Annotated in this window: 5 protein-coding genes; 1 reads left to right on the top strand and 4 read right to left on the bottom strand. The window is 74.2% G+C overall.

Features of this window, described 5'->3' with window-relative positions:
- Window positions 1–228 precede the first annotated feature (228 nt).
- Entirely contained in the window at window positions 229–1440 is a 1212-nt protein-coding gene (locus ACLQ20_RS30660; protein ID WP_192581226.1) for a cytochrome P450 family protein, read from the top strand.
- A 182-nt stretch (window positions 1441–1622) separates the two neighbouring features.
- Here ACLQ20_RS30660 and ACLQ20_RS30655 read toward each other — a convergent pair whose 3' ends face one another.
- The 4 genes from ACLQ20_RS30655 to ACLQ20_RS30640 form a co-directional block, all read right to left on the bottom strand.
- A complete protein-coding gene (locus ACLQ20_RS30655; RefSeq protein WP_192581225.1) occupies window positions 1623–1868 on the bottom strand; it encodes a ferredoxin in 246 nt (81 codons plus the stop codon).
- Between the two features lie 87 nt (window positions 1869–1955).
- Window positions 1956–2831 carry an FG-GAP repeat domain-containing protein gene (locus tag ACLQ20_RS30650; RefSeq protein WP_151452502.1) on the bottom strand — a complete coding sequence of 292 codons (876 nt, stop codon included), beginning with the start codon at window positions 2829–2831 and terminating at the stop codon, window positions 1956–1958.
- An 81-nt stretch (window positions 2832–2912) separates the two neighbouring features.
- Window positions 2913–4109 carry an alpha-hydroxy acid oxidase gene (locus ACLQ20_RS30645; RefSeq protein WP_151452501.1) on the bottom strand — a complete coding sequence of 399 codons (1197 nt, stop codon included), beginning with the start codon at window positions 4107–4109 and terminating at the stop codon, window positions 2913–2915.
- Between the two features lie 57 nt (window positions 4110–4166).
- A complete protein-coding gene (locus tag ACLQ20_RS30640; protein ID WP_425858298.1) occupies window positions 4167–13418 on the bottom strand; it encodes a type I polyketide synthase in 9252 nt (3083 codons plus the stop codon).
- Window positions 13419–13433 lie beyond the last annotated feature (15 nt).

Raw genomic sequence — 13433 nt, 5'->3', positions numbered from 1 at the left:
CGGCCGCAGCCTCCAAGAACTCCAACAACGCATCCTCGAACACGACGCCAAAATCCAAATCCCCGCACTCACCCACTAACCCACCGATCCACTCCGCACCAGCCACGATCGCCTCCACGATTACCCGAGGGTGGACCGTCTGCGGGCAACATCAGGAGCGCGCGGTCCGTGACGCCTGGCGCACCGGAGGCCGACGGCGATTCCTGCTCAGACCACAGCGAGGACGACATGGCGAACAAGTGCCCGGCGCACGGGCATCAGATGGTGATGGACGACGACTACTTCGCTAGCCCGTACGCGGCGTACGAGGTCTACGCGTCACTGCACGAAAAGGGTGCCGTGCACCGCACCTGCCTGCCCGACCACGGCCCCGTGTGGCTGGTGACCGGCCACGCCGAGGTCTACTCCGCGCTCCGCGACCGGCGCCTCGCGCGGCCCCGCGAGTACAGCAACGGGGACTTCACCAGCAAGCGCTTCCCGGAGGGCGAGGCGACCGGGACGATCGTCACCCTCGACCCGCCGGAGCACACGCGGCTCAAGAAGATGATCAACTTCACCTTCCTGCCCCGCAACCTGGAGACCTTCCGCCCCCGGGTGCACCAGCTGGTCAAGGCCCGGCTGGACGCGATCGAGGCGGCCGGCGGCGGCGACCTGGTCGAGGACTACGCGGCCATCCTGCCGATCACGATCGTCTGCGACGTGCTCGGCATCCGCGAGGAGTACCGCAAGGACCTGAAGCACTGGGCGGACCTGGTGTTCAGCGGCGACAACGAGACCAACGCGATGGTCCGCACGAAGATGTCGCACTTCATGAACATGGTCCGCGAGGAGAAGACGAAGGAGCCCGGCGAGGACCTCTTCTCGTACTGGATCCACGCCAAGAACGCCGACGGCGAGCCCGAACTCAACGTCTACCAGGTGATGGCCCTGGCCCTGCTGACGATGCTGGGCGGGTACGACACCACCGCGGGCATGATCGGCCGGGGCGCGCTGGCGCTGCTCGACAGCCCGGAGACGCTGGAGCGGCTCCGCAAGGACCCGGACCTGTTCGACGTGGCCGTCGAGGAGCTGCTGCGCCGCAACGGCTCCGTGCACCACGGCTTCCGCCGCTTCGCCACGGAGGACCTGGAGATCGACGGCACGAAGATCGCCAAGGGCGAGACGGTGCTGCTGCACCTGACCGCGGCGGGCAACGACCCGAAGCGGTTCCCCGATCCGCAGGTGCTCGACATCGACCGCGAGGACAAGGGGCACGTGGCGTTCGGCGGCGGCCCGCACTTCTGCTCGGGTTCGGAGCTGGCCCGGATGGAGACGACCATCGCCCTCCGGGAGCTGTTCACCCGTTTCCCGAACATCAAGCTCGCCGCGCCCCGGGAGTCGCTGAAGGTCCGGCGTACGCCGCTGGTGCCGGCACTGATCTCCCTCCCGGTCACGGTCTGAGCGCTACGGAGGACGCGGTCCGCCGGCCACCCGCGAGGTGGCGGGCGGACCGCGTCGTGTCGGCCCGGGCCGCCCGGTGAACTGCGTGGGCCCGGCCGCAGCGGAAACGAAGAAAGGCCGCCTACGGCGGCCTGTGCGGGTGTCGGCCCGCCGGGCGTGGTCGCACCCGGCGGGCCCCGCCGTCATCGCTTCGGGGCGATCGGCGTCCCGTCCTGCGCGTCGATCACCGAGATGGCCTCCACGGGGCAGAATTCGGCGGCCTCGATCACCTGGTCGGACGGCGCCACCACGTCGGCCAGCGGCCGGGAGACGGGGTCCATCGCGAAGTGGTCCGGCGCGCTGCCCACGCAGAAGCCCGAGCTGATGCAGCGTTTCGACTCCACCACCAACCGCCACCCGGCCTGGTCGCCGGCTTCGTTCGCGCTCACCACTGCTCCTCTCGTCGTGCGTGCACTGTGTCGGATTCCCGGGTCGCGCGTGGCGGCCCGCCCGGTCGCGGCGCGAGCCGGCCCACGTCAGCTCACCACCGAGTACTTCTGCCAGCCGGTCGCGACGACCTCCGGTGCGGACAGCGTCGCGAACGGCCGGTCCGGGTCGAACGTGCCGTTGTGCAGGTGGACGACGAGGGTGCCGTCGGGGCGCAGACCCAGCACGTCCGGGCGGCCGTCGAGGTCGATGTCGGTCACGGTGATGATCTCGTACTCCTGCCAGCCGTGGGCGAGCGTGAACCACCGGCCCTCGCCGCGCCACCACGGGCCCTCCCCGGAGGTGTCGTGCGCGAACTCGTACAGGTCGAGGTCGCCGTTCGCCCGCCGGACCAGCAGGTCGGCCCGGCCGGTGCCGGTGAAGTCGGCCATCGCCAGCGGAAAGTCGTCGACGTCGACGGTCACCAGGCGGTGCGCGGTGCGGTCGTACGTCTCGTTCTGCGTGACCTGGCGCTTGTTGAAGAACGCGTCGACGTGGCCCGCGTTCTGCTCGCGGCCGAACATGTCGTCACAGCCGTCCAGGTCCAGGTCCGCGATGCCGAGGGTCTCCCACTTCTTGTCGTCCCGGGCGCCGGAGATGCGGATCGGATCGCCGAGGGTGTCGAGACCGTTCAGCCCGCCCCTGTTGGGATAGAGGAAGATCCCGTGGGTCTCGTTCATGTGCGTCATGCTGATGCCGATGACGTCGGCGCGGCCGTTGCCGTTGACGTCGATGGGGCGGACCAGCCCGTGGTTCCGGTTCGGGTGGAAGCCGGTGCTGATCAGCTCCGGCTCGCCGAAGGTCTCGGCACCCCGGAAGCTGCCGCTGTGCGGGAAGACCAGCAGTTCGCCCGTGACGTCGTCACGGACCATGATGTCCATCCTCCCGTCCCCGTTGAACGAACGGCAGTGACCATTCCCGCTCATGCGTGCCACAAATAACCTCCACGTACGCCCCGAAATACGACAGTCCGACCGTTCCGACCGGGAATCGAGAAACGGCGGGAATCAGCGGAACCTGACGTGCGAACGGTTCAGCTCGCCCACCGAGGAGACCCCGAGCAGCTTCATGGTGACCTCGATCTCCCGGCTCAGGATCTCCATGGCCCGTACGACGCCGCGCCGGCCGCCGGCCATCAGGCCGTACTGGTAGGCCCGGCCGACCACGGCGGCGGTGGCGCCCAGGGCGATCGCCGCCACGATGTCGGCGCCCGAGGTGATGCCGGTGTCGACGAGCACCTCGACCCGGTCGCCCACCTCGTCCACCACGTCGGGCAGCAGCTCGACGGGCACCGGGGCCCGGTCGAGCTTGCGTCCGCCGTGCGTGGACAGCCACACCCCGTCGACCCCGACGTCGGCGACCCGCCTGGCGTCGGCGACGCTCTGCACGCCCTTGGCGACGAGCTTGCCCGACCAGGCGCCGCGCAGCCACTCGACGTCGTCGATGGACAGCCGCGGGTTGAACACCCGCTTGATCATGTCGGACGCGGACCCGCCGGTGGCCTTGAGCACCTGCGGGGACGGGGTGCCGGCCCGCCACTGCCGCATCCACCAGCCCGGGTGCAGGAACGCCTCGGCGATGGTGCCGACGCTCATCGACGGCGGGATGGTCAGGCCGTTACGGATGTCGCGGCGGCGCGGCACGGAGATCGGCGTGTCCAGCGTCAGCAGGATGGTGTCGAACTTCGCCTCCTCGGCGAGCGCGATCAGTTCCTTGACCATCGCCCGGTCCTCGGCGAAGTAGAGCTGGAACCAGTGCCGGCCCTCGGGCGCGGCGGCGGCGACGTCCGCCAGCGACGTGGTCGCGAGGGTGGAGACCGAGTACGGGATGCCGAACTGCTGCGCCACCGACGCGACCGCCGGCTCGCCCTCGGCGTGCATCACCCGGTTGAAGCCGACCGGCGCCAGGGCGAACGGCAGCTTCTGCCGCTTGCCGAGCACCGTCCGGCTGGTGTCCAGGTTGGACACGTCGCGCAGCACCGACGGCTGGAACTCGATGTTGGCGAACGTCTCCCGGGCGCGGCTGAGGCTGCGCTCGCTGTCCGCCGCCCCGTCGCAGTAGTCGAACACCATGCGGGGCACCGCCCGGCGGGCCACGTCGCGCAGGTCGGCGATGCCCGCCGCGCGCAGCAGCCGGCGTTCCGTCGGGTTCCACGCCACCTTGGGGGGCTTGATCAGCGTGCTCATCCGAGCGGACTTGCTCATGAGGGCTTCCTTCCGTGAGGGGGGTGACGAAGGTCCGCTCCTCGTCGTGGGGGTCTGCTACGCGACGAGGGCCCGCTGGGCGAGCAGTTCCTCGACCACCTCGGCAGGCGTCGGGTGGTCGTAGACGAGCGCGGCGGTCAGCTCCAGCCCGGTGAGGGCCTCGAGCCGGCGCCGCAGTTCCACGGCGGTGAGGGAGGAGAAACCGATGTCGAGGAACTCCTGGTTCTCGTCGACCGTGGCGGCCGACGGCAGACCGAGCGTGTACGCGGTCTGGGCCCGTACCACGTGGGACAGCACCGCGCGGGTCTCGGCCTCGTCGGCGCCGTCGAGCAACCGGCGCAACGCGTCGGGGCTGTCGGCGTCGAGCGTGTCCTCGGCGGCCTCGGTGACGTGGCGCATCGCGTCCGGCAGGTCCCGCAGCAGCGGGCTCGGCCGGTACCGGGTGTAGTCGGGTACGAACGAGGGCCAGTCCACGGCGGCGGCGACCCGCCCGACCGCGCCCGTGCCCACCGCCGCGCCGAACTGCTCGGCGGTGACGTCCGGGCCGACCGCGATCGACACCGCCCCGTCGCGCTGCTGGGCAATCGCGTCGAACACGGCCGCCGTCCCGGCGGCGCCGGCGACACCGAACATCTCGTCGGCCGTGTGCACGAGCACGAGCCGCTCGGCCCGGGCGGCGAGGGCGGTCGCGACGGGGTCGTCGGCGTCGCTGGTGACGACCACCGTGTCGGCGTCCCCCGTGGTGACCGTCGCGCCCGCCGCCTCCAGCAGGTCGGCGATCCGGTCCGCCAGCGGCCCGCCGTGCAGCGCGACCGGGCCCGCCGGCCGCCACGGCTCACCGGTCGGCGCGGGGGCAGCGACGAGCCGGCGGGCGAAGACGCCCGCCGAGCGCAGCGCCACCTGGTCCTCACCGGCACCCCTGGTGAGCACCCGGCACAGGGCGGTCAGTGTCCGGTCGTCGAGCGTCTCCGGCAGGTCGACGACCCCGCCCCAGGCCCGGGGCGTGGCGAGGGCGGTGGACCGGCCGAAGCCGTACGCCGCCGCCCCGTCCAGGTCGGTGATCCGCTCGGTGGGGGTGACCGCGGCCGCGCCCCGGGTCAGGCACCACACGGGAGCCTCCACGCGGGACTCGTCGAGGGCCCGCAGCAGCCCGGCGGGGGTGGGGCCGGCGGACGTCGTCAGCACCCCCGCGGCCACGTGTTCGGGCACCAGGTCGAGCAGCTCGTCCGCCGTGCCGTCGCGGTACACGCGCACGTCGGCGCCGTGCCGGGCCATCGCCTCGGCGATCCGGTCGGCGTCCGCCGGCACCAGCCACACGCCGCGCAGCGCGGGCACCGGCAGCTCCGTGACCGGGGACCACCGCAGCTGGTAGCCGGGCGCGGGCCCGCGTCGCCACGACGACAGCGCCACCGCCACGTCCTTCAGGGTCGCGGTGTCGTCCAGGCCCAGCAGCGCGCCCAGGTCGTCGCGCTCGACCGCGGCCCAGAAGTCGTCGCCAGGCGCGGCGGCGGCGGGCGGGTCCGGCCACAGGCGGGTGCGCTGGAAGGCGTACGTGGGCAGGGCGACCGGGCGCGCGCCGGCGAAGAAGGCCGGCCAGTCGACGGGTACGCCGCGGTTGTGCAGGCGGGCGAGCGCCTCGGTCGCCACCTGCGGCCCGTCCCGGTCGGCGCGCTGGGCGGGCACGAACTCGCCGTCGGCCACGCACTCCCGGCCGAGCGCGGTGAGCACCGCGTCCGGGCCCAGTTCGAGGAAGGTGCGTACGCCGCGTGCCGCCAGCGCCTCGACGGCCGCGGCGAACCGGACCGTCGCCCGTACCTGACGCACCCAGTACTCGGGGGTCAGCTCGGCGGGCTCACCGGTGACCGTGGAGAGCACCGGGATCGTCGGCGGGTGGTGGGTGACGGACCCGGCCACCGCGCGGAACTCGTCGAGCATGGGCTCCATCAGCGGCGAGTGGAACGCGTGCGACACGGTGAGCCGCTTGGTCTTGCGACCGCTGGCGGCCAGTTTCTCGGCGACCGCCAGGGTGGCGGCCTCCTCGCCGGAGAGCACGACCGAGGTGGGGCCGTTGACGGCGGCGATCGCCACGGCGTCGGAGAGCAGCGGGACGACCTCGTCCTCGGTGGCGCGTACGGCCACCATCGCGCCGCCGGTGGGCAGCGCCTGCATCAGCCGGCCGCGGGCGGCCACCAGCCGGGCGGCGTCCGGCAGGGTGAGGACCCCCGCCACGTGCGCCGCCGCCAGCTCGCCGATCGAGTGCCCCGCCACGAAGTCCGGCCGCACCCCCCACGACTCGAACAACCGGAACAGCGCCACCTCCACCGCGAACAACGCCGGCTGCGCCCACCCCGTCTGATGCACCTCCTCGGAGCCCAACACCTCCCGCAACGGCCGCTCCAGGTGCCGGTCCAGTTCCGCACACACCTCGTCGAACGCCGCCGCGAACACCGGGAAGCCCATCAGCTCCCCCGCCATCGCGATCCGCTGCGACCCCTGCCCGGTGAAGAGCACGGCGGTCGCCCCGGCGGTGTCGGCGACCCCGCCGACCACCCCGGGGGCGTTCTCGCCACGGGCCAGCGCGGCCAGTCCGGCGCGCAGCTCGGCCAGGTCCCGGCCGAGCACGACCGCCCGGTGCCGCAGGGCGGTACGGGTGGTGGCGAGCGAGAAGCCGGCGTCCACGGCGGACGCCGCGTCGGTGAGGTGGGCGGCGAGCCGGGCCGCCTGGTCGCGCAGCGCGGCCTGGTCCCGGCCGGACACCACCAGGGGCACCACGGGCACCTCGGCCGTCGAGTCCACCACCACGGGCTCGGGCGCCTGCTCGATGATCGCGTGCGCGTTGGTGCCGGAGATGCCGAACGAGGAGACGCCGGCGCGGCGGGGGCGTCCCGTCTCCGGCCAGGGCACCGCCGCCGTCAGCAGTTGGACGGCCCCGTCCGCCCAGTCCACGTGCGGCGACGGGGCGTCGACGTGCAGCGTCGGCGGCAGCAGGCCGTGCCGGATCGCCTCCACCATCTTGATCACCCCGGCGACGCCGGCGGCGGCCTGGGTGTGCCCGATGTTCGACTTGATCGAGCCGACCCAGAGCGGGTGCTCGCCCCGGTCGCGGCCGTACGTCGCGATGAGGGAGCGGGCCTCGATCGGGTCGCCGAGGGTGGTGCCGGTGCCGTGCGCCTCGACGGCGTCCACGTCGGCCGGTCGCAGCCCCGCGTCGGCGAGCGCCTGGTTGACCAGGCGCTGCTGGGACGGCCCGTTGGGCGCGGTCATGCCGTTGCTCGCGCCGTCCTGGTTGACGGCGGTGCTGCGCACGACGGCGAGCACCGGGTGGCCGTTGCGGCGCGCGTCGGAGAGCCGTTCGAGCACCAGCACCCCGACGCCCTCACCCCAGCCGGTGCCGTCGGCGCCGGCCGCGAAGGACTTGCACCGGCCGTCCGGCGCGAGGGCCCGCTGGCGGCTGAAGTCGATGAACGCGTTGGGCGTCGCGAGCACGGTCACGCCACCGGCCAGGGCGAGGGAGCACTCGCCCCGGCGCAGCGACTGGGCGGCCAGGTGCAGGGTGACCAGCGAGGACGAGCACGCCGTGTCGACGGTGACCGCCGGCCCCTCCAGCCCCAGCGCGTACGACACCCGGCCGGAGACCACGCCGCCGGCGACGCCGGTGCCGATGAAGCCGTCGAGCTCGGGAGGCAGGTGCTGAAGGTGCGCGGTGTAGTCGTGGTACATCAGGCCGGCGAACACCCCGGTGCGACTGCCGCGCAGGGTGGTGGGATCGATGCCGGCGCGCTCGACGGCCTCCCACGAGGTCTCCAGGAACAGCCGCTGCTGCGGGTCCATGGCCAGGGCCTCGCGGCGGGAGATGCCGAAGAACTCGGCGTCGAACCAGGCCGCGTCGTACAGGAAGGCGCCCTCCCCGCAGTAGGTGCGGCCGGGCTTGTCCGGGTCCGGGTCGACGAGGTTGTCGATGTCCCAGCCCCGGTCGGTCGGGAAGCCGGCCACCGCGTCGACGCCCCCCGCGACCAGGTCCCACAGCTTCTCCGGGGAGGTGGCGCCGCCGGGGAACCGGCAGCCCATGCCGACGATCGCGATGGGGTCGTCGGTGCCGTCGGTGGCGGCCACGACCACGGCTGCGGCCGACCCTCCGGCGAAGAGTTCCGCGTCCAGGTGCTCGGCCAGCGTGGTGGGGTTCGGGTAGTCGAAGACCAGCGTGACGGGCAGCCGCAGGCCGACGACCGCGTTGAGGCGGTTGCGGAACTCGACGGCGGTGAGCGAGTCGAAGCCCAGCTCCTTGAACGCCTTCGTCGCGCCCACCGCCTCGGCGCCGCCGTGCCCGAGCACGACCGCGACCTGCGTACGGACGATGTCGACCAGCTCCTTGCGGCGCTCGGCCGCGCCGCGACCGGCGAGGGTCGCGACCAGGTCGGAGGCCGCCGCGGCGTCGGCGGAGACCTGGCGTCGCGCCGGGGTGCGGACCAGGCCGCGCAGCACCGGGGGCAGCACGCCGCCGGTCGCCTGCTCCCGCAGGGCGGCGAGGTCCAGGTGGATCGGCACGAGGGCGGCCTCGGGCGCGCCGAGCGCCTCGTCGAAGAGCGCGAGCCCGTCCTCGGTGGAGAGGGGCCGCACGCCGGAGCGCCGCATCCGGGCGAGGTCGGCGTCGTCGAGCGCGCCGGTGAGGCCGGTGCGCTCCGCCCACATGCCCCACGCCAGCGCCACCGCGGGCAGGCCCCGGGCGCGCCGGTACGCGGCGAACGCGTCGACGAAGGCGTTGGCCGCCGCGTAGTTGCCCTGACCGGGGCCGCCGAGGACGCCCGCGGCGGAGGAGAAGACGACGAAGGCGCTCACGTCGCCGGCCAGCTCGTGCAGGTTGACGAGCGCGTCGACCTTGGGGCGCAGCGCGGTGGCGACCCGCTCCGGCGTGAGCGACGGGATCATCCCGTCGTCCAGGACCCCGGCCGTGTGCACGACCGCCGTGGGCGGGTGCTCCGCGACGAGCGCGGCCAGCGCCACGCGGTCGGCGGCGTCGCAGGCGGCGACCGTCACGTGCACGCCCTGGGCGGTCAGCTCGTCGTACAGCGTCCGCAGGTCCTCGGTCATGCCGCGACGGCCCGCGAGCACGAGGCGACGGACGCGGTGCCGCGCGACGAGGTGCCGGGCGACGAGGCGGCCGAGCGTGCCCGACGCCCCCGTGACGAGGACCGTGCCGGTGATCTCCGGCGGCGTGCCCGGCTGCCCGGACGCCTTCGCGATGCGGGGTACGAGGACCTCGGTGCCGCGCAGGGCGAGCTGCGGCTCGCCCGAACGCAGCGCCGGCACGAGGTTCGGCGCCCACTGCCCACCCGCCACGTCGACGAGCACGATCCGGCCGGGGTTCTCGGACGCGGCCGAGCGCAGCAGGCCCCACACGGCGGCGAGCGCCGGCCGGGTCGCGTCGGTGGCCCCCTCGGTCAGCACGACCAGGCGGGCGGCGGCGAACCGGTCGTCGGCAAGCCACTCCTGGACGGCGGCGAGGGCGTGCTCCACCGCCCGGTAGGTGGCCCCGACCAGGTCGTCGCCGTCGGAGGTGACCGGGAGGACCACGAAGTCGGGGACCTCGCCGATCGCGGCGAGGCTGTCGTACGCGGTGGCGCCGGGCAGCTCGCCGCCCACGACCGCCAGCGTGGCCGCGCCGTCGGCCACCGGGACGGGCACCCAGTCGAGCACGTGCATCGCCTGGTGGCGCGGGTTGGTCAGGTCGGCGAGCGCGTTCGCGGGCAGGCGGCGGACGGCCAGCGCGTCGATCGTGGCGACCGGCGCGCCGGCGTGATCGGCGACGGTCACCGCGACGGCGTTCGGGCCCGCCGACCGGATGGTGACCCGGAGCCGGGCGGCGCCGGTGGCGTGCAGGGTCACCCCGTGCCAGGCGAACGGCAGCCAGGGCCCGCCCTCGCCGTCGTCGGCGGTGAACACGCCCAGGCCGAGCGGGTGCAGCGCCGCGTCGAGCACCGCGGGGTGCAGGCCGAAGCCCGCGACCTTCGCCGCCTCGGGGGCGGTGACCTCGGCGAACAGCTCGTCGCCCCGCCGCCACACCGACCCCAGGCCGCCGAAGGCGGGGCCGTACGTCACGTCGAGCGCCGCGAACCGGTCGTACAGCTCGGCGGTGTCCAGGGCCTCGGCGCCCTCGGGCGGCCAGACGCCCGCCGGGGCCGCCGCGCGGTCGTCGGCGCCGGAGGTCCCGGTGCCCAGGGTGCCGGTGGCGTGCCGGGTCCACGGGCCGTCGCCGTCGGGCCGCGAGTGGACGGTCAGCCGCCGGGCGCCGTCCGGGCCGGGCTCGCCGACGCGGAGCTGGACCTGCACCGCGCCCCGCTCCGGCACCACCAGGGGCGCTTCGAGCGTCAGCTCCTCGACCTCGGTGGCGCCCACCTCGTCGCCGGCGCGGACCGCCAGCTCGACGAAGGCCGTGCCGGGCAGGAAGATCCGGCCCGCCACCCGGTGGTCGGCGAGCCACGGGTGCGCCGAGGTCGACAGCCGGCCGGTCAGCAGCACCCCGTCCGCGCCGGCCAGCGACACGGTCGCGCCGAGCAGCGGGTGGCCGGTGGAGCCGAGGCCGAGGCCGGTGGCGTCGACCGGGCCACCCGCCCCACTGGGCCAGTAGGTGCGGCGCTGGAAGGCGTACGTGGGCAGGGCGACCGGTCGGGCCGGGGCGGTGACCAGCGTGGCCCAGTCCGGCTGCACGCCCCGGGTGTGCGCCTGCCCCAGCGACAGCAGGAACCGGCGCAGGCCGCCCTCGTCGCGGCGCAGCGTGCCGACGACCGAGCCGCCGCCTGCCTCGTCGAGCAGGTCCTGCACGGCGGGTACGAGCACCGGGTGCGAGCTGACCTCGACGAAGGAGTCGATGCCGTCGGCGATGACACCGCGTACGGTCTGCTCGAACTCGACGGTCTGCCGCAGGTTGCGGTACCAGTACTCGGCGACCAGCTCGGCGGTGTCGAGCAGCTCACCGGTGACGGTCGAGTAGAGCGGCACGTCGCCGGTGCGGGGCCGCACGGGGGCGAGGACCCGGAGCAGCTCGTCGCGCATCGACTCGACGTGCGCGGAGTGCGAGGCGTAGTCGACGTCGATGCGCCGCGCGCGGACCTCGTCGCGCTCGCACTCGGCGAGCAGCTCGTCGAGTGCCTCGGGCGCGCCGGAGACGACCACGGTGGACGGACCGTTCACGGCGGCGACCGACAGCCCGGGCCGCAGGCGCCGGGCGACCTTCGCGACCGGCTCCGACACGGACACCATGCCGCCCCGCCCGGCGAGGTCCACGGCGATCAGCTGGCTGCGCCGGGTCACCACCAGGGCGGCGTCGTCCAGGGTGAGCGCGCCGGCCACGCAGGCGGCGGCGATCTCGCCCTGGGAGTGCCCGACGACGGCGGCGGGCTCGATCCCGTGCGAGCGCCACAGCGCCGCCAGCGAGACCATCATGGCGAACAGCGCGGGCTGGACGACGTCGACCCGGTCCAGGGAGGCGGCGCCCGGGACGCCGCGCAGCACGTCGAGCAGCGACCAGTCGGTGTGCCGGTCCACGGCGGTGGCGCACTCCGCCATCCGGGCGGCGAAGACGGGTGCGGTGTCCAGCAGTTCGGCGGCCATGCCCAGCCACTGCGAGCCCTGGCCGGGGAAGAGGAACGCGGTGCGCTCGCCGGCGTCGGCGAGCCCGGTGACGAGGTTGCGGGCCGCGCCGCCGTCGGCGAGCGCGTTGAGCGCGGCGGACAGCTCGTCCCGGTCCCCGACGAGGACGGCGCGGTGCGGGAGGCGGGCGCGGGTGCCGGCGAGCGCGTACGCGACGTCGTGCGTGCCGAGGTCGTCGCTCAGGCGATCGCGCAGCCGGACCGCCTGCTCGCGCAGCGCCGCCTCGGTCCGGGCCGACAGCACCCACGTGGCGGGGCCCTCGGCCGGCGGGGCGCTCTGCGGGGCCTCGGCGGCCGGTGGCTCCTCGATCAGCACGTGGGCGTTGGTGCCCGAGATGCCGAACGACGAGACGCCCGCGCGCCGCGGGTTCTCGCCCCGTGGCCACCGCACCGGCTCGCTGAGCAGTTGGACGGCGCCGTCGGACCAGTCCACGTGGTGCGACGGCTTGTCGACGTGCAGGGTGCGGGGCAGCTCCTCGTGCCGCAGCGCCATGACCATCTTGATCACGCCCGCGACGCCGGCGGCGGCCTGGGTGTGCCCGAAGTTCGACTTCACCGAGCCGAGCCAGAGCGGCCGGTCACGTTCCTGGCCGTAGGTGGCGATGAGCGACTGGGCCTCGATCGGGTCGCCCAGCGTGGTGCCCGTGCCGTGCGCCTCCACCGCGTCCACGTCGGCCGTGGTGAGCCCGGCGTTCGCCAGCGCGGCCCGGATGACCCGCTGCTGCGACGGCCCGTTGGGCGCGGTGAGGCCGTTCGACGCGCCGTCCTGGTTGACGGCCGAGCCGCGTACCACCGCCAGGACGCGGTGCCCGTTGCGGCGCGCGTCCGACAGCTTCTCCAGCACGAGTACGCCGACGCCCTCGCCGAACGCGGTGCCGTCCGCCGCCGAGGCGAACGCCTTCACCCGGCCGTCCGGGGCGAGCCCCTTCTGGCTGGAGAACTCGATGAAAGTGCCGGGCGTGGAGATGACGCAGGTGCCGCCGGCCAGCGCGAGGTCGCAGTCGCCGCTGCGCAGCGCGTGCGCGGCCACGTGCACCGCCACCAGCGACGACGAGCAGGCCGTGTCCACGGTGACGGCCGGGCCCTCCAGCCCCAGCACGTACGACACCCGGCCGGACACGACGCTGCCCGCGACCCCGGTCATCGTGTAGCCGATGAGCGCGTCCACGTCGCGCTGCATGGCGTTCAGGTACTCGACGCTGTTCGCGCCGACGAACACGCCGGTCCGGCTGCCCCGCAGCGAGTGCGGGTCGATCCCGGCGTGCTCGAACGCCTCCCACGACGTCTCCAGCATCAGCCGCTGCTGCGGGTCCATGGCGAGCGCCTCGCGCGGGCTGATGCCGAAGAAGCCCGCGTCGAAGTCGGTGGCGTCCGGGATGAAGCCGCCCCGCCGCACGTAGCTGGTGCCGGAGCCGCTGTCCGGGTCGAACAGGTCGTCCAGGTCCCAGCCCCGGTTGGTGGGGAAGTCGGTGATGCCGTCGCCGCCGGACGACACCAGCTCCCACAGGTCGTCGGCGGAGCGCACGCCGCCGGGGAAGCGGCAGCCGATGCCGACAATGGCGATCGGCTCCCGCTCCGTCGCGGTACGCAGCTTCCGCCGCGTCTCGTGCAGGTCGGCCGTCACGCGCCGGAGGTACTCGACAAGCTGCTCTTCGTTCGCCATCAGTAAGCCCTCCTC

The sequence above is a fragment of the Micromonospora sp. DT46 genome (genome assembly GCF_049841735.1).
Taxonomy (GTDB): Bacteria; Actinomycetota; Actinomycetes; order Mycobacteriales; family Micromonosporaceae; genus Micromonospora; species Micromonospora reichwaldensis.
This window is presented reverse-complemented; position numbering and strand designations above follow the sequence as displayed.